This is a genomic window from Variovorax ginsengisoli, assembly GCF_030486595.1.
Classification (GTDB): Bacteria; Pseudomonadota; Gammaproteobacteria; order Burkholderiales; family Burkholderiaceae_C; genus Variovorax; species Variovorax ginsengisoli_B.
Window position 1 is genome coordinate 14,994 of the sequence record NZ_JAUJZH010000036.1, and the last position, 15,736, is coordinate 30,729.

A 15,736-nucleotide genomic window follows, 5' to 3' on the forward strand; every position below is an offset into this window, starting at 1 on the left:
CAGTCGCAGCAGCGCCGAGGCGTACGCTTCGATTGCAGGGGGACGTTCAGGCCCATGCCCTTCACGAAGGTCCTCGGATGTGTTCTCCCGCGTCAGCCGCCGGTGCACGCAACCGGCATGGCGCGCCCCACGGCCCACGACGTGCGGCCATGCTCGACGATCAGCGTTTGGCGTCCGTTGGAGAACGTGGTCCCCGACTGTCCGATCGCCGGAAGATCGACGGCAGCCGACCCGTCAACGGAGACCGAGGCGCTCTCTCCCATCAAGCGCACGGCCAAGCGTGTCCCGTCGCAGAGGTAGCTGCTGACTGGATATGGATTGCCGACGCCGATCGAAGGACTTGGCGTCGGATGTTGGCATGCCGCCAGCACCCAGATGACAAACGCGCCGACGATTGAACAAAAAAAGGTTCGCATTCATCCCCACGAGCTGCTCGCAGGTCCACGAGCTTTTGCGATGTTCATGGTACGGCGTCGAGTAGGGCGTCGTCCAGCGAGCGTGCCCATGTCGAACTCGTCGAAGCCCGACAGCGACTTCCAATGTGAAAACAGGCAAGCGACAGGCGAACGGCCCCTTCAGGCCTTATTGGAACTCTGCTTCCCCAAGTCCATCATCCGAGCCACCTCACTGACCTGAGCGGCACCTGCGCGGAAGTATCCCGCAACAGTGTCCGTGCTGCGATGCCCGGTCATCGCCATCGTCTCCTGCAGCGGCATGTTTTGTCTGCCCGCCTCTGTGACGAACCCCGACCGCAGCGAATGCGCCGAGAAATCATCCCCCACGCCCGCGAGCGCACACCGCGCCTTCACGATGTCGCGCACCGCTGTCCCCGAGAGCCCGTCGGTGCCCAATTTCCCGTTCTTGAGGATCCGTCGGAAGAGTGGCCCTGAGGCGATGCCGCTGGCTTTGAGCCAGGCCTCCAGGGCCACGGCGGCCGACCCGACCACCGGCTTCACATCCTCTGGGCGGATTTTCCCGTTGTGGTTCGTCTTCGAACTCGCCAGCGTGTACAGATAGGCGCCCTCATCACCGCGGTGCAGGTTCTCGAAGACCGCTTCTGACACCTCCGAGCGCCGGCGCCCGCCCGAGGCCCAGGCGAAGAGGAGGAGGGCGCGGTCGCGCTTTCCCTTCAGCGAGTCGTTGCAAGTCTCCAGCACCGCCTCCAGCGGCTCTTTCGTCAGCGCACGCTGTTTGTGGGGCAGGGCGTTGCGCTTCGCATAGGCTTTTCTGGTCTTGCTCAACAGCGCCTTCACGGCAGGATCCACACATGGATTGGCCTGCTTGGAAAGGTGGTGGGCCATCGAGAGCACGGAGATCCGATGCATCAGGGTGTTCAGCGCCGGCGCCCCGAGCTTGCCCTTGAAACCGGCCTCGACCAGGGCTTCGTCGATCGCGGGCGGCAGTTGGTGCTCAAGACCCGCCTTGGTCGAGCGCTCGGCGTGGTCGACGATGAACTGGACCACCACGGGCACGGGCACCGGAAGCGACATCTGCCGGCCGTAGCGCGCGCCGAACCAGGCGGCCCAGTAGCGCATGGCGGCCCGGTACGCCAGACGGGTGTTGTCCGACTCGCCTTCGGCCATCAGGTCGTGCGCGGCTTCCTCGGCCATGCCGGACAGCTGACTGGGATCGAGGAGCGCGTGGTCGCGTTTCAGAGGAATCAACGCCTTGGACGCCTTGGATGGCGACACTTTCTCAGCAGATTTCATGGACGACCTCCAGCAGCATTGGATTCACGGACGAACACGCCGTTAGCGTAAATATTCGTCCCGGCGAGGGCACTTCGCCACCTCTGCTAGCAGTCAGGAGAGGGGCCGAGGCAGCCTCCCTTGCAGGAAGGAAGGGGGAGGCGTAATATGTCCAATATTTTGGACAATCCTTGGTCCGATCTGCCATGAACCTTGTCGACATTGGCCATGCGGTGCGAGCGCGGCGCGCTGAGCTGGGCCTGTCCCAGGCGCAGTTGGCGCACCTGACCGGCCTGTCTCGTCAGACCTTGGTTGGCCTGGAAAACGGCGCGCTGAGCGATCTGGGAGTCAACCGCGTGGGGCAGGTGATGGCGGTGCTGGGACTGGACAGCCCCAAACCGGATACGCAGGCGCGGAGCAAGAAGCGCGGCCTATGGATGGCGGCCAAGACGGCCAGCGTCAGCTATGCGCGCGAACTGGCCCCCGAGGCGCTGGAGCAGGCTCTGGCGAGCGGTGACGTGCCGCCCTCTTTTGCCCCGCACTTGACCCATTTGCTCGATGAAGCGCCCGTGCCCATCGTCGTGATGGCTGTGGAGGAGGCGGCTTCACGCGCACATCTGCCTCCCCGGCAGGTCTGGCGAAACGTGGCGAAACTGGCCGAATCCTTGTCCGTGCACCGGCGGGGGCTGTGGGCGTGAAGTCCGGGTCGCTGCCCGGCGGCCCCTGGGAGAAACTGTTCCCGCGGGCGCTGGCGCTGATCGACGAGATCAGCCGGTACGGCGGCATCGCGGATCCGTTCTGGACCTTTGGCGGTGGGACCGTACTGATGTTCCGTCACCGCCATCGGTCGAGCAAGGACATCGACATCTTCGTGCCTGATCCGCAATATCTCGGCTTCGTCACGCCTCGGTTGAGCGACACAGCGGCTGACCTGACACAGGACTACACCGAGCAGCCCGGCGCCTTCGTCAAGCTGCAGTTCGAGGAAGGCGAGGTCGACTTCGTGGCCGCTCCCAACTTGCTGGCCGATGCTTGGGAAACCTGGGACATCGGCGGCCGCTCCGTGAGAGTGGAGACGGCCGCTGAAATCATTGCCAAGAAGATGTACCACCGTGGCGATCGGGTCACGGCGCGCGATCTGTTCGACTTGGCGCTCGTGATCGAGCGGGAGCCAGAGCCCCTTCTGGCTGCGACACCGTTCTTGCTGCGCCATCGGCCTGCATTTCTGGCCCAGATCCGGGAGCCGCATGCCGGCTTGCGCGCCGCGTTCGATGCCATCGCTACGCTGGACTACACGCCCGGCTTCGACCATTGCGTGGCCATCGTCCGAGAGTTCCTAGACAGCCTGTAGTTGTCTGGGCGGTTCGGTATCTGCGGCGGAAGAGCACAAGCAGTTCGCTGAACCGTCAGTCCAACCCTGCGAAAGCGACCATGGGAGCGTTTCAATGGTGTTCACACTTCATGCTCAGGGCGTGAATGGGCCGAGGCAGTGGTGGTGGCACTATGGCGAGACCCTGACAGTCTCTGCGCACGACGGTTCTCGACGCCGGACCGAACTTCCGAGCAGGACTCGGCCAAGGACGGGACCCTCGCGGCTACGCCAGAATGCGGCCACCAGGCGTCGTACGCTAAAAACAGGCGAATGGCTGCTTCCCGGACCTTAGAGGCAACGCTCTAACAACGACGAAGCGGCATGGAACATGCGGCTCCCCAGGATGGGATCAAAACACATGTCGCCGGATTTGCGCACCCGGTTGGAAGACCTGACGGGCGAGATGGCCTAGGCTCGGAGGACTTCCGATCTCGGGAGGCTGGCGTTGCTGTGCTGCTGCGAAATCCGACACTGGGCGCACCGGGCGGGCGAAGAGCGACTTGCGCATCTGTCGTGCACGTTCGTCAACGAAGGACTCGCTCGCAACCGTGAGGAGTTCATGGATCGAGTGGATGACGTCATCTCGGAACTCGAGGACGTCTGCGATCGGGCCGGGATCGATCAGGCCGCGAAGTCGCTGGAAGTGGCCAGACATCGATAGGGCGGACGGATCGCACGGCAGGGCCAGTCACCCGCCTCGAAGATCGCGCCCCAAGTTTGCAACTGCAAACTCGGGGCGTCTCAGGATCGAGCTTGCATTTCTTGCGCCGTCGCCAGGGTGAAGATGCTCACGGCGCGCACCAGGCTGCCAGCTTGCATCTGAAGGGACTGCGCCGCCGCCGAAGCCTCTTCGACCAAGGCAGCGTTCTGCTGGGTCACTTCATCCATCTGGGTCACAGCCTGGTTGATCTGCTCGATGCCCGAGGTCTGCTCCTGGCTGGCCGCACTGATCTCGCCCATGATGTCGGTCACGCGGCGCACGCTGGCCACGATCTTTTCCATGGTGCGGCCGGCTTCGTTCACCAGGGAACTGCCGGCATCGACCTTGTCGACGGAATCGCCGATCAGCGCCTTGATCTCCTTGGCGGCTGCCGCTGAGCGCTGTGCGAGGCCGCGCACTTCCGATGCCACGACGGCGAAGCCACGACCCTGCTCGCCGGCGCGTGCCGCTTCCACCGCGGCGTTGAGCGCCAGGATATTGGTCTGAAACGCGATGCCATCGATCACGCCGATGATGTCGACGACCTTCTTTGACGAGGCGTTGATCGAGGCCATGGTATCGATCACCTGGCTGACGACGTCCCCTCCCATGACTGCCACCTCGGAGGCCTGCACCGCAAGCTGGTTGGCCTGTCGCGCGTTCTCGGCGTTCTGTTTGACCGTGGTGGTCAGTTCTTCCATCGACGCGGCGGTTTGCTCCAGTGAACTGGCCTGCTCTTCGGTGCGCGAGGACAAGTCCTGGTTGCCGACGGCGATCTGCGTCGATGCGCCTGCGATGGTGCTCGTGCTCCGCCGCACCTCGCCGACGACGGTGCCGAGACTGTCGTTCATGGCCTTGAGCGCCTGCATCAGTTGGCCCGTCTCGTCTCTGGACCTCACTTCGATCTGGCTCGTGAGGTCGCCGCCGGCGACCAACTGTGCAACCCTCACCGCCTCGCGGATGGGCCGAGTGATCGTGCGGCTGAAAAGGATGCTGGCCATGCCGCCGATCGCGCACACGCCGAGCATGAGCGACAGGCTGAACCACGTGGCCCGCCTCGCGTCGTCTGCCGCTCGTGCGGCCACTGCCGCACTGTCGGCCTGGATGCGGTGCGCCACTTCGTCCAGCAGCTTGGTCGGTTCCCGATCGACACCGGCGACGGCTGCATCGCCCGCGCCGGGCTCGAAGCCGCTGGCCTTGAACGCCTCGAGCCCCTTCCGATAGGCCGAACCCATGGCGACGTGGGCGACGGCGAATTTCTGCACCAACTCGAGGCTCTCACCCGACGGCAGTGCTGCCTGCAGGGCCTTGGCGGCGCTCGTCACCGCGCCTTCCTTCTCTTCGAAGGCCGCCCAGTGCGCTGCCAGCTTCGCCGGGTTCTTGCCGCGCAGCAGGGTGTTCTTCCATTCCTGCACCTGGACCTTGAAGGTCAGAAGCATCTGCATGACCGCGCGTTCGTCCGCGGCCCTCGCTTGCACCGTCGTTTCGTACGTGTCGAGCGAACGGTGGAGGGAAAACATGCCGAAGAGCGCTGCTGTCAGAAGCAACGCGACGCCGCATGCGAAGGCCAGGGGGAGTTTGGTGCTGAGTTTCATCGAGGATTCTGTTCGGGAGGGTGATCGGCGGCCGGAAGCGGTCGCATCCTGCGGCCCTTCGCCGACGTCGCGCACTCAACTCCCTTCACCATGGGGTTATCGGCTCGACCGCGTGAAACTTAAGCGACGTGCGGCCGAATGTGCGGCTCCTCGGGACTGCTTATTCAGGTCAGCGACGGCTTGCGGCTTGAGGCAACGATGTCTTTCCCTGGCGTGTCACACACCGGATGAATACTCCCTGCATGGCCCGCCCCTGGAGACTCCCATGCCGATGAATCTTCTCGCCGTCATTGCTTCGTCTCGTATGCCCATGTCGTTCAGGCTGCCTGAAGAAATCGACAAGGTGCGGATCCTTCGAACCGCCGGACTGGTGATTGCCTGCGTTCGTGGTCCGGGAGACCCTTTCACCCTCGGCGGCCCGGAGAGAGCAGCGCAAGTCCTCGCCATCACCGAAAAGGGGCAGGAAGAACTGGCGCGAAGCCGATTGCCCGATGAACAGCACTTGATTGTTCCGGGCAGCCCCAGCGCCATGGGGTTCCTTCGAGCTGCGGCAGAGCGCGCGATGCAGGCGCTGCGGTAGCGCGCTTGCGCCGTGCCGCTGATGCCGGAAAGGGGCGTTCAGTCCAAGTGCGCGAGATCCCGCACCGCCGCCCTGTCGAGCCCGCGCCAGGGCAAATTGACCAGCAGTTCCAGGCGGCGTCGCAGCGAATACAGCGTTTGAATCGCGGCGTTGTCGTTGGCGGCCACATCCTGGTACGCGCCCATAGCGCTGCGTCCGGCTGGCCCGGCCAGCGCGGCTGCAAGCCAGGCGCGGGATTCCCACAGGTGGAGGGTTCGGAGTGACGCGCAAATCGAGCGCCGGTAAGTCAACGAAAAGCGCAGGGGCGACGGAGATTGAACGACGGGATGACGGGTTCGACGTCATCGAAGCGAACGGCGTCGTGCACGGTGAAGGCGTGCGTTGTAGAGCCGAGAGCCGCACGGGCTTGACCCGGAAGCCTTCGAATTCGAACTGGTAGCGAATTCGGTCTTCGATTGCCGAGACGGTCTCCTCGTCCCACACTTTCCATTTTGAAGACATCGTCGAAAGTTCAAAGTACACGGTTCTGGTGACGGTTGGATAGCCCTCCAAGAAGGAATCGCTGATGTCGAACTCCCGGTCCGAGACAACAAACTCCTCGGCGCCGCGGTTGAAGGAGAACCTCAGTGTGGAGCGAGCGGGCCAGAGGTACTGTTCACGCCCCCGCGACGGCGCGCTCAGAAGGGGCCGCATCATGCGCGCTCCTTGAGTAGAAGGTTGAACACCTCCTCAATCTCGTCAAGTTCAAGCTCCTTTTCGCATTGCCACAGCGCCTTGTTCAAGATGCTTCGAGCCTTATCGAGCGCCTTGGCCTTGCGGGCATCTTCACGAGACCTCAGATCCGAAAGCGAAGTGTTGTTCGAAACGGGCTCTCCGCGCAGGTCGTAGACCTTTGCCGTATAGGAGCGCGGGCCCTGGACCCACGCCTCCGTCTCCTGGGTCAGCTTATGAAATCTGGAGATGAGATCTCCAACGGTCTTTGTGTTCGGGACTGGGCTGCCGGATTCGGGGATTTGCGCATCGATCACTGCAGAGCTTCGCTTGGCACGGCGTGACCGACCTTTTCGGGAGGGCTCAAAGACAAGGGTGAATCCGTCGAGCTTGTTGAAGGTCAGGAAGCGCGAGGTGAAGTCCCCGAGTTGCATTGAAGGCATGTGCGTACTTTGGTCGAGTTCGGTAGATAGATAAGAGAATAGTACGTACAAAAATGATTATCGACAAGCGAAACACTATAGACAAAAGACGATGGTCGCTTGCGGGTAGAGACGTGATCTGCCTGCAAAGCGGATAGCCGCCAATACGTGATAAAAGTCCAGCCGCAGACCTCGCCAAGCAGGCGACACTGAACGCACCTACGACTGGAGTGGGGAAGCTGACCTACAGCAGACGCTCTCGCCGCCGGAAAGCGGCCGCTAGTCTCTCGACTGACACGGCCGAAGGATCGAGCGCCGTGTCTACTCGCGACCGCTCCTACCTCGACAACCGCCGGTACGCACTGTAGTGCCGGATCGCACCCTGGCTGTTCCCGAGCTCGTCGTGGAGCCTGCCCGCATTGAAGTGCGCATCAGCGAGGTTCGGGTCGAGCTGCACATCCGTCTCAGGCCGCCAGTCCAGAACGATCCGTCTGAGCCTGTTGATCTCGCTCTTCAGGCCCCGGAGGTCGCTCTCGATGTCCCAAACGTGAGCGTCGTAGGCGCGCTTCCACTCCGGCATATCGCGCGTGATCTTCTTGAGAGTCTCAACGCCGCGCTCGCGCACGAGAACGGAAAGCTCGGTCAGGTCCGGGCACTGAGCCAGCGCGGCCTCTGTACGCCGCCGCTGGTCGATCCGCATGGCGAGCATGTAGCGCGGTCCGTCGTCAGTGGTGTCCAGCGGCATGAACTTGGTGCCCGGGCAGCTGGCGGTCTGCCAGCCGTGGCCGGGGCGGGTGTATCCGTGGTGGGCCATCCGGGCAGTGGGCTCGCCGCCCACCACCGCGATCGGACGAATTCGGGGGCGAGGTTCTGGTTCGGAGGCCGTAGTCAAGCTACGAGTATTGCCCCGGATCGGCAGGACCGTCGCGCCCTGGGGCTGCTTATCTGGTGGAGGATTCACTTCCGATCGGAGCTGCTCAAATAATCCGATCTTCAAGAACAAGAACGCCCTCGACGGGCGCACCACCTCGTCAACTACAGCATCACTCTTCTCTTCGTCCTGGAAATCTCCCGGGGCGGCACCGGCGCCATCTTGGCCGCCACTTCCCCGGTGCTCGCTCTGGCACTGCTCTCGATGCTCACCCGATCCGGTCGCTAGGACCCTCGCCAAGCAGCAATCTGCGGCACCACGAGCTGCGCCAGATGCCGCGTGTCGGGTTCGCTACCTGAGCATCCAAAGGAAAGCGAGATGGTGACCAGGTTGGCCGATTCGATCAGCGGTCGCATTGCCAGCAAGAATTCGTTGATCTCGGCATCGGCCCAAAGGTCGCTGCCGTATTCCATCTTCGACTCGCGGTTGAAGAGATCGAGGCAGAGATCGAAGATGAGAGGATGCTCGGGCGTGATTGCCGCGAGCGAGTCCGTGGAGGGGTGGAGTACCTGCGTGGCGCCAGCGCTATCGAGCAGATCGTGACCAATGGCCACGTCGAAGTCATCATCCTGTTTGCAGAAGAAGTGCAGGCAATCGAACCTGCCTCTCAGCACGGCGGGAGCGATGAAGGAGTCATAGCGAATCCATTCCTCCTCGTCGATGATCGCTCGCAGCTGCTCCAGGTCGGCGGCCACGATCTCGCTCGACTTCTCCTGATCGTAGTAGGCGTCGTAGCCGCCATCCCAGTGATGATCGGCATGCACGAGAGTGAATTTCGCAATGCCCGCAATTTGAACTTGTCGCTCCCAGACCCAGAGCGCCCATTTGTGGTTGTCCATGAGCCATACGTCGTGGCCCAAATCGATCAAGTACCCGTCGTCGCGCTGCAGGGTTTGGTAGTCGACGTTATGAGAGGGCATTGGGCAAGTGTCCAGGGTTGCGGAAAAGGCAGGGCAGGTGGCGGGGGCTGCCCTTTCTGAGCAAAGAAACCTAGCTCCTGGTTTCATCAAAACCTAGCTGCCAGTTATCTGAAAGCCTCCCGGCTCTGGTCTATTCTTCCGGGGTCGGGCGGCTCCCCGAATCCATCATCCGCGCCACCGCGCTCACCTGCGCCGCGCCGGCGCGGAAGTAGCCCGTCACGACGTCCATGCTGCGGTGGCCGGTCATGGCCATGGTTTCCTGCAGTGGCATGTTCTGGCGACCCGCCTCGGTGACGAAGCCCGACCGCAGCGAGTGGGCCGAGAAGTCTTCGCCAACGCCGGCGAGCGAACATCGCGCCTTCACGATGTCCCGGATGGCCGTGCCAGTGAGCGCGCCTTCGCCCAGCCGCCCGGCCTTGTTGATCCGGCGGAAGAGGGGGCCTGTCGTGATCCCGCTGGCCTCCAGCCAGGCTTCCAGCGCCTGGGCCGCGGTGCCCACCACGGGCTTCACATCCTCGGGCTTCACCTTGCCGTTGTGGTTCGTCTTGGAGTTGGCCAGCGTGTAGTGGTAGCCGCCTTCATCGGCGCCGCGCAGGTTCTCGAACACCGCCTCCGAAACCTCAGATCGCCGACGGCCGCCAGACGACCAGGCGAAAAGGAGGAGGGCGCGGTCACGCTTCCCCTTGAGCGAGTCGTCGCAGGTCTCTAGCACCGCCTCGAACGGCTCTTCGGTCAGCGCCCGCTGCTTGTGGGGCGTGGCGTTGCGCTTGGCGTAGGCCTTGCGCGTCTTGCTCAGGAGGGCCTTCACCGCCGAATCGGTGCACGGGTTGGGCTGCTTGGCCAAGTGGTGGGCCATCGACAGGACCGAGATCCGGTGCATCAGCGTGTTCAGCGCCGGCGCGCCGGCCTTGCCCTTGAAGCCGGCCTCGACCAGGGCGGCATCGATCTCGGGCGGCAGCTGGTGCACCAGCCCGGCCTTTGTCGAGCGCTCGGCGTGGTCGACGATGAACTGGACGACCACCGGGACCGGCATGGGCAGATCCATCTGGCGGCCGTAGCGCGCGCCGAACCAGGCAGCCCAGTACCGCATCGCCGTGCGGTACGACACCCGTGTGTTGCTGGACTCGCCCTCGGCCATCAGATCGTGGGCGGCTTCCTCAGCCATGTCGGACAGCTGCGCCGGATCGAGGAGCGCGTGGCTGCGCTTCAGCGGCGTCAGATTGAGTTGCGGTGAGCCGGGGTGGCCGGGTCGCACTGTTAGTTGGCCCATTTCGTTTCCTTCGTCGTGGGAACTCATTCGCCACCTCGCAGCGCACGTTCCAGCAATGAATCCTGCGCGGGCGTGCGTTCCGCGCTCACACGCGGCAGTGCCAAGTTGCGCTTGCCCAGTTCCACCAGGATCTCCCCAAAGGTGAGCCCTGTCGCGCTCGAGAGCTCCCGCGAGGTCATGGTCCCGCCAGCGTACCGCGCCACCAGCAGGTCGAGCGGCGATGGATTCTGCGAGGGATGCGGCTCTAGCAATTCATTTGCCATGAGTGGGCTTTCAGTGGAGGCCATGTGCGACGTCGAATCGCTGCGCCAGTTCCAACAGGCGCCGGTCAAGGGTCCATAGCCGTGCGCCTGGGGTGATGAGGGTCGACGCAAGCAGCACCATGTCGACCAAGCCGCACCCGAGTCCGTACAGCTTTTCGCGCTCGATCAATTCGAGCACTTCGTCCAACGTGGCCTGATTGCACGTCCTCAGCAGGCTCAGGCTGCCAAGTGTTTGCTCTCGCGGAGAGGGCGGGGTGCCACACGCCAGTTCAACGATCACCATTGGATGGGTCAAGGCGAGGTCCAAGCCGACCAGGTTTGCGAGGGCGGCGTTGCCGCTGCGGAAATGGTCGATCCAAACGGAGGTGTCGACGAGCACGCTCATGGCGAGACCAACTCGCCTCGACGCCGCGGGACGTCCTTGATGTCGGGGGCCTTCCCTCCGAGCGCAATGAGGCGCTTGCCCGCCTGAACACGCACGAACGTGCGGATCGCTTCTCGAAAGATCTCCGCCTTGTCCATTTCGGGATCGGCCAATTCAAGGGCCTTTTCGAAAAGGGAGTCTTCGATGGTAACGGTGGTACGCATGGCTAGTCCTGAATCACTTGTGATTCCATTTTGCATCAGATTGCGCATCTTCCGCGTCGAGCGGCGTCGCGTCAGCACGGGGTCTCGAGCACCGTCTCAGACCTCCGCGTTCGGGCGCCCCCGACGCCAGGGAAATGAGAAGCATGGCGCCATCTCGCCGTCCCTTGAGCGAGTCGTGGCAGGTTTCGCGCACGTCCCAGCCCAAGCACATCTGAGCCGGGTTGTCAACGCCACTATTGAGGGCTAATCGCGCTTGCGGTTGACACCAATTGTTACGATACTTAAATAAAGCTACGAGGGAGAGCATTTGAATCCGGAATCGAATCAGCGGGGCGCTGCCCGCCATGTCCATCGGCGTCTTCGCGAATTTGCCTTTTGCTGCTGATCAGCCATGCATGCTGACCTGGCGTTGAAGATGATGTCGGACCTGTTCTGGACCGGCCTGCTTCTGAGTCTCCCGTTGCTCGGCCTGACGATGCTGGTGGGCGTCGTGATCAGCGTGATCCAGGTGGTCACCCAGGTCCAGGAGATGTCGCTCACGTTCGTTCCCAAACTCGTCACTGCCGCCTTGGTGCTGATCCTCGCGGGCCCCTGGATGCTGCGCAAGTTGACTCAGTACACGGTGCAGCTCTGGACCGGCATCCCAGGCATGTTCTAGTTCGAGCTGTACGTGGATGCTTTTCCGTTGGCGACGTTGTCGCCCGAGGTTCTCCTGCCCGGAGTGGTCGAATGGCTTGCGTTCGTCGGCCTTTTCGCGTTGCGCGTCGCCGCCGTCTTCATGATGACGCCAGTGCTGTATGGACTGCCCCTGCCGACATCGGTGCGCATGCTGCTGATCGTCAGCCTGTCGCTTGCACTGGCGTCGGGACTCGCTCTGCCGGCCGATGTTTGGAACGGGTGGGGGCCTTTCTTCCTCGCCGCAACCCGTGAAGTCGCATTGGGGGCGACGCTGGGCCTCGGAATCCTGCTCGCATTCGGGGCGTTCTCCGTGGCCGGTCAGATTCTCGACGTCCAACTGGGCTTCGGAATGGCGCAGCTCATCGACCCCGTGACCCGAAGACCTGTTCCCATCCTGACCTCGGCCTTCGAGCACCTGGGCGTCTTGGTGTTCTTCCTCGTCAACGGGCATCACGCATTGCTTCGGGGGATCAGCTACAGCGTCGAGCGCTTCCCGGTTGGCGCACCTTGGTCGGTGGCCCACGCGGCCGCACCCTTGCTGAAGCAGGCAGCCGGCTTGTTCAGCCTTGGCTTTGCGCTGGCTGCGCCCGTGGTGTTCTGCATCCTGCTGGTCGAGTTCGCCCTGAGCGTCATCGGTCGAAATCTGCCCCAGATGAACATGTTCACCATGGGCATTCCGGTCAAGATCGTCGTCGGACTCATCGCGCTCTCGCTCTGGTTTGCGGGCATCGGCGGCGTGATGACAAGGGTTTACTCCAGCATATCCACCACATGGAGCGCGATCTTTGTCGCCGCGGAGCAGGGGCGCTGATGGCCGAGCAGGACCTTGATCGAAACCAGGCGGCCACGCCATACAAACTCCAGCGCGCCCGCGAGCGTGGCCAGACCGCCAAGAGCACCGACGTCGTAGGGGCGCTCGTGTTCGCCGTTGCAGTGATCTACCTTTCGTGGCAAGACATGGAGGCGGTCACGAAGCAATTTCGTTTCGACTTGGCGCTGTTGATCCAGGCCGGGCGCATGGATGCCGAGGCTTCCTTGTGGCCTCTGATTGACAGAGCGTTGCGCATGACCCTCGGGCTCATAGCACCGTTCTTCGGCGCTGTTATGGTGGCCGCGGTCGTTGGCAACATGATGCAGACGGGTCCGATCCTCTCGTTCGATCCTGTCAAGGCCGACTTCAACCGGATCAACCCGGTGAACGGGCTGAAGAAGCTGTTCTCCATGCGCGTCCTGTTTGACGCCGCCCGCGCGCTGGTCAAGCTCGGCTTGCTCGGCCTGGTCGCCTTCCTTGGGCTCAAGGCGATGACAGGCCAGTTCTATGCGCTTGCGTCGCTGTCTCCCATGGGTTCCCTACGTATGCTGCTGGACGACCTCGGCGGCCTCGGCCTCAAGATGGCACTGGTCCTCGGGCTGATCGCCTTGATCGACCTGATGTACACCCGGCGCGCATTCGCCAAGCAGATGCGCATGAGCCAGCGCGAGCTCAAGGACGAGCACAAGCAGCGGGAGGGCGACCCGAGAATCCGAGCCCGCATGCGCGAGCTGCGCCGGGAGATGATGAAACGCAGCCAGGCGCTGCGCCAGACCCGCAACGCGGATGTGTTGATTACCAACCCGACCCATCTTGCGGTGGCGCTCAAGTACGAGCACGGCCGCATGGTGTCGCCCCAGTTGCTGGCCAAAGGCTCCGGAAAACTAGCGGCGGCCATGCGCGAGGTCGCAGCGCGCCACCGGATTCCCGTTGTGCAGAACCCGCCGTTGGCCCGAAGAATCTTCCGAGAGCTTCCGGTCGACCATCCAGTGCCGCCGGAGCTCTACGCGCAGGTGGCGCGCATCATCGTGTGGGTGTTCGCGATGCGCGAGCGGCAACAGTACGCCAGCGCAGCGCCGGCGGCAGTGGGGCGCCCATGAACGCCTTGACCCGCACCCTGGGAAAGCACATGGATGTCGCGCTGGTCCTGTTTGTTCTTGGCGTACTGGTCGTCCTCTTCGCGCCCATCCCCAGCGGCCTGCTCGATTTCCTGATCCTGAGCAACTTCAGCTTCGCCTTCCTGGTGTTGCTGCTGACCTTCTATATGGCGCGGCCGGTGGAGTTCTCCACGTTCCCATCGCTGCTGCTGATCGCGACGCTTTTTCGCCTGTCGCTGAACGTGGCCGCCACGCGTCTGATCTTGTCGGATGGGGACGCGGGCCGTGTGATCGGCGCAATCGGCGCCTTCGTCGTGGGAGGCAACTACGTCATCGGGTTGATCGTCTTCCTGATTCTGATCGTGGTGCAGTACGTCGTGGTGACCAGCGGTGCTCAACGGGTTTCGGAGGTGGCGGCACGCTTCACGCTCGACAGCATGCCGGGCCAGCAGATGAGCATCGACGCCGACCTCAACATGGGCTTCATCGACCAGGCCGAAGCGCAGCGCCGGCGCAAGAACCTCGAGAAGGAGGCTGGCTTCTACGGTGCAATGGACGGCGCAAGCAAGTTCGTCAAGGGTGATGCGATCGCGGGCATCATCATCCTGCTCATCAACATCGTCGGCGGCCTCATCATCGGCGTGATGCAGCACGGCATGCCGTGGGCGCAGGCGCTGCAGACCTACACACTCCTGACTATCGGCGACGGCATCGTGACGCAGGTGCCCGCGCTCGTCATCGCGGTGGGCACCGGCATCATCGTGACCCGCTCGTCGTCCGATACCAACCTGAGCCGGGAAGCGCTGAGGCAGATCGGCTCCTTTCCGAAGACGCTGCTGCTGGTCGCCGTCGCGCTCGGCGGCTTGCTGCTGCTGCCCGGAATCCCTGCGGTGCCGACACTCGCGCTGACGGCCTTCCTGCTGATGGCTGCAACCTTGCTCTATCGGGCCTCGAAAGGCAAGGCCGCAGGCGGCACGGCATCCGATCCCGCGGCGACCCTGATGGGCGATACCACGGCTGCCGGCGCCGACGGCCAGCCTGCGCCGGCAGCTGATGATCCCTATGCGCTGCTTCAGGTCGAGCCCATCGAGGTCCATCTCGGCAGCCGGTGGTTGCCATTGGTGAACCAGCCGGGGAGCGCCTTCATGGAACGGATCTCGGCCTTCAGGACGAAGCATGCCCAGGAACTCGGTCTGGTGCTGCCACGCGTGCGATTCAAGGACGCGACGCGGCTGTCCGCGGATCGCTACGAGATCCATATCGACGGCGTGATGGTTGGCAAGGGAGAGGCGCGCGCAGACAAGGTGCTGGCCATCCATCCGGGGGGAGACATCCGCTCGATCCCTGGCGACCCGACACGCGACCCGACCTATGGCTTGCCAGCGCTATGGATCGAGGAAAGCCAGCGCGAAGCGGCCGGGCAGGCGGGTTTCACGCTGGTCGATGCGCCCACGGTCTTCATGACGCACCTGACTGAAATGCTACGGCGTGAGTCCGCGACCCTGCTCACACGCGCCGAAGTCGATCGACTGCTGGCCCGCGTGAGGCAGTCGCAGCCGGGCCTGGTCGAAGAGTTGATCCCGACGGTGCTCGCCTCGAGCGACGTCCAGAAGGTGCTGCAGAACCTCCTGCGCGAAAAGGTGTCGATCCGCCACATCGAGGCAATCCTCGAGAGCCTGGCGGACGCCGGCCGAGCGACCCGCGACGCGAGCCAACTCACGGAGTTCGTTCGCCAGCGACTGGGCCATGCGATTTGCCAGGGCCTGTTGGGCGACACGTCCTCGCTGCAGGTGCTGACCCTCGATCCGGCGGTGGAAAGCGAGTTCTTGCAAAGCGTCAAGACTGCCATGGGCGCGACCGAGGCAGGCGGCGCACAAGGGTTCGTGCTCGATCCCCAGCTGTCCGAGCAACTGATGAAACGGCTCGTGCAGCAGGCCGAACGCATGATGAAGAGCAACCTGCTGCCGGTGTTGCTGTGCGCGCCCGAACTGCGTCGCCACGTGCGCGCTTTGTCTGAACGCGTGATGCCGCACCTGCGCGTGCTGTCCATGACCGAAGTGCCGCACACCGTCGAGCTGAAGTCCTTCGGCGTGGTCCAACTTTGAAACCA

At 63.4% G+C, this 15,736-nt stretch carries 18 protein-coding genes; 7 read left to right on the forward strand and 11 right to left on the reverse strand.

Going from position 1 to position 15,736, the window contains the following annotated elements:
* Window positions 1-92: 92 nt before the first annotated feature.
* Window positions 93-416 carry a hypothetical protein gene (locus tag QZH52_RS33305; RefSeq protein WP_301815431.1) on the reverse strand — a complete coding sequence of 108 codons (324 nt, stop codon included), beginning with the start codon at window positions 414-416 and terminating at the stop codon, window positions 93-95.
* 159 nt (window positions 417-575) lie between these two features.
* Window positions 576-1,709: a site-specific integrase gene (locus tag QZH52_RS33310; RefSeq protein ID WP_436411658.1), complete on the reverse strand. Its 1,134-nt coding sequence runs from the start codon at window positions 1,707-1,709 to the stop codon at window positions 576-578.
* 185 nt (window positions 1,710-1,894) lie between these two features.
* On the opposite strand from QZH52_RS33310, the gene QZH52_RS33315 reads away from it, so the two are divergent.
* Both QZH52_RS33315 and QZH52_RS33320 read left to right on the forward strand, forming a co-directional pair.
* A complete protein-coding gene (locus QZH52_RS33315) occupies window positions 1,895-2,386 on the forward strand; it encodes a helix-turn-helix domain-containing protein (protein WP_301815432.1) in 492 nt (163 codons plus the stop codon).
* On the forward strand, window positions 2,383-3,039 hold the full coding sequence (locus QZH52_RS33320; protein WP_436411659.1) for a nucleotidyl transferase AbiEii/AbiGii toxin family protein: 657 nt from the start codon (window positions 2,383-2,385) through the stop codon (window positions 3,037-3,039). Before QZH52_RS33315 ends, QZH52_RS33320 begins: the two co-directional genes overlap by 4 nt.
* Window positions 3,040-3,801: 762 nt before the next feature.
* Here the strand turns inward: QZH52_RS33320 and QZH52_RS33325 are convergent.
* Complete coding sequence (locus QZH52_RS33325; protein ID WP_301815434.1) at window positions 3,802-5,355, reverse strand: methyl-accepting chemotaxis protein; 1,554 nt, start codon at window positions 5,353-5,355, stop codon at window positions 3,802-3,804.
* 265 nt (window positions 5,356-5,620) lie between these two features.
* Here QZH52_RS33325 and QZH52_RS33330 point away from each other — a divergent pair, with 265 nt between their 5' ends.
* Entirely contained in the window at window positions 5,621-5,935 is a 315-nt protein-coding gene (locus QZH52_RS33330; protein WP_301815435.1) for a hypothetical protein, read from the forward strand.
* 38 nt (window positions 5,936-5,973) lie between these two features.
* On the opposite strand, the gene QZH52_RS33335 is transcribed toward QZH52_RS33330, so the two are convergent.
* The 8 genes from QZH52_RS33335 to QZH52_RS33370 all read right to left on the reverse strand — a co-directional run bounded on the left by QZH52_RS33335 (window position 5,974) and on the right by QZH52_RS33370 (window position 11,040).
* The gene (locus QZH52_RS33335) at window positions 5,974-6,120 is read right to left on the reverse strand and encodes a hypothetical protein (RefSeq protein WP_301815436.1); all 147 of its coding nucleotides are present in this window, start codon (window positions 6,118-6,120) and stop codon (window positions 5,974-5,976) included.
* A gap of 507 nt (window positions 6,121-6,627) precedes the next feature.
* Window positions 6,628-7,089 carry a hypothetical protein gene (locus tag QZH52_RS33340; protein ID WP_301815437.1) on the reverse strand — a complete coding sequence of 154 codons (462 nt, stop codon included), beginning with the start codon at window positions 7,087-7,089 and terminating at the stop codon, window positions 6,628-6,630.
* Between the two features lie 316 nt (window positions 7,090-7,405).
* Window positions 7,406-8,071, reverse strand: a complete 666-nt coding sequence (locus QZH52_RS33345; RefSeq protein WP_301815438.1) for a hypothetical protein — start codon at window positions 8,069-8,071, stop codon at window positions 7,406-7,408.
* Window positions 8,072-8,223: 152 nt separating this feature from the next.
* A complete protein-coding gene (locus QZH52_RS33350) occupies window positions 8,224-8,838 on the reverse strand; it encodes a peptide arginase family protein (RefSeq protein WP_301815440.1) in 615 nt (204 codons plus the stop codon).
* Window positions 8,839-9,049: 211 nt separating this feature from the next.
* Complete coding sequence (locus tag QZH52_RS33355) at window positions 9,050-10,189, reverse strand: site-specific integrase (protein ID WP_301815443.1); 1,140 nt, start codon at window positions 10,187-10,189, stop codon at window positions 9,050-9,052.
* A 23-nt stretch (window positions 10,190-10,212) separates the two neighbouring features.
* Entirely contained in the window at window positions 10,213-10,452 is a 240-nt protein-coding gene (locus QZH52_RS33360; protein WP_301815444.1) for a hypothetical protein, read from the reverse strand.
* Between the two features lie 10 nt (window positions 10,453-10,462).
* On the reverse strand, window positions 10,463-10,837 hold the full coding sequence (locus tag QZH52_RS33365) for a type II toxin-antitoxin system VapC family toxin (RefSeq protein WP_301815445.1): 375 nt from the start codon (window positions 10,835-10,837) through the stop codon (window positions 10,463-10,465).
* Complete coding sequence (locus QZH52_RS33370; protein WP_301815446.1) at window positions 10,834-11,040, reverse strand: type II toxin-antitoxin system VapB family antitoxin; 207 nt, start codon at window positions 11,038-11,040, stop codon at window positions 10,834-10,836. The genes QZH52_RS33365 and QZH52_RS33370 overlap by 4 nt, the downstream gene beginning before the upstream one ends.
* Before the next feature lie 391 nt (window positions 11,041-11,431).
* On the opposite strand from QZH52_RS33370, the gene QZH52_RS33375 reads away from it, so the two are divergent.
* From QZH52_RS33375 to flhA, 4 genes are read left to right on the forward strand one after another with little or no spacing between them, the layout of a single operon-like run.
* Window positions 11,432-11,698, forward strand: a complete 267-nt coding sequence (locus tag QZH52_RS33375; protein WP_301815448.1) for a flagellar biosynthetic protein FliQ — start codon at window positions 11,432-11,434, stop codon at window positions 11,696-11,698.
* A 12-nt stretch (window positions 11,699-11,710) separates the two neighbouring features.
* Window positions 11,711-12,529 (forward strand): flagellar biosynthetic protein FliR, encoded by an 819-nt coding sequence (locus tag QZH52_RS33380; RefSeq protein WP_301815449.1) that lies wholly within the window; start codon window positions 11,711-11,713, stop codon window positions 12,527-12,529.
* Window positions 12,529-13,629, forward strand: a complete 1,101-nt coding sequence (locus QZH52_RS33385; protein WP_301815450.1) for an EscU/YscU/HrcU family type III secretion system export apparatus switch protein — start codon at window positions 12,529-12,531, stop codon at window positions 13,627-13,629. The genes QZH52_RS33380 and QZH52_RS33385 overlap by 1 nt, the downstream gene beginning before the upstream one ends.
* A complete protein-coding gene (gene flhA, locus QZH52_RS33390) occupies window positions 13,626-15,731 on the forward strand; it encodes a flagellar biosynthesis protein FlhA (RefSeq protein ID WP_301815451.1) in 2,106 nt (701 codons plus the stop codon). Before QZH52_RS33385 ends, flhA begins: the two co-directional genes overlap by 4 nt.
* Window positions 15,732-15,736 lie beyond the last annotated feature (5 nt).

What these genes read in the sequence shown, in the direction of transcription:
- QZH52_RS33355 (WP_301815443.1), bottom strand. Translation starts at nt 10,189, where the DNA reads ATGGGCCAACTAACAGTGCGACCCGGCCACCCCGGCTCACCGCAACTC.
- QZH52_RS33375 (WP_301815448.1), top strand. Translation starts at nt 11,432, where the DNA reads ATGCATGCTGACCTGGCGTTGAAGATGATGTCGGACCTGTTCTGGACC.
- QZH52_RS33330 (WP_301815435.1), top strand. Translation starts at nt 5,621, where the DNA reads ATGCCGATGAATCTTCTCGCCGTCATTGCTTCGTCTCGTATGCCCATG.
- QZH52_RS33365 (WP_301815445.1), bottom strand. Translation starts at nt 10,837, where the DNA reads ATGAGCGTGCTCGTCGACACCTCCGTTTGGATCGACCATTTCCGCAGC.
- QZH52_RS33385 (WP_301815450.1), top strand. Translation starts at nt 12,529, where the DNA reads ATGGCCGAGCAGGACCTTGATCGAAACCAGGCGGCCACGCCATACAAA.
- QZH52_RS33350 (WP_301815440.1), bottom strand. Translation starts at nt 8,838, where the DNA reads ATGGACAACCACAAATGGGCGCTCTGGGTCTGGGAGCGACAAGTTCAA.
- QZH52_RS33370 (WP_301815446.1), bottom strand. Translation starts at nt 11,040, where the DNA reads ATGCGTACCACCGTTACCATCGAAGACTCCCTTTTCGAAAAGGCCCTT.
- QZH52_RS33305 (WP_301815431.1), bottom strand. Translation starts at nt 416, where the DNA reads ATGCGAACCTTTTTTTGTTCAATCGTCGGCGCGTTTGTCATCTGGGTG.
- QZH52_RS33340 (WP_301815437.1), bottom strand. Translation starts at nt 7,089, where the DNA reads ATGCCTTCAATGCAACTCGGGGACTTCACCTCGCGCTTCCTGACCTTC.
- QZH52_RS33325 (WP_301815434.1), bottom strand. Translation starts at nt 5,355, where the DNA reads ATGAAACTCAGCACCAAACTCCCCCTGGCCTTCGCATGCGGCGTCGCG.
- QZH52_RS33310 (WP_436411658.1), bottom strand. Translation starts at nt 1,709, where the DNA reads ATGAAATCTGCTGAGAAAGTGTCGCCATCCAAGGCGTCCAAGGCGTTG.
- QZH52_RS33360 (WP_301815444.1), bottom strand. Translation starts at nt 10,452, where the DNA reads ATGGCAAATGAATTGCTAGAGCCGCATCCCTCGCAGAATCCATCGCCG.
- QZH52_RS33335 (WP_301815436.1), bottom strand. Translation starts at nt 6,120, where the DNA reads ATGGGCGCGTACCAGGATGTGGCCGCCAACGACAACGCCGCGATTCAA.
- QZH52_RS33315 (WP_301815432.1), top strand. Translation starts at nt 1,895, where the DNA reads ATGAACCTTGTCGACATTGGCCATGCGGTGCGAGCGCGGCGCGCTGAG.
- flhA (WP_301815451.1), top strand. Translation starts at nt 13,626, where the DNA reads ATGAACGCCTTGACCCGCACCCTGGGAAAGCACATGGATGTCGCGCTG.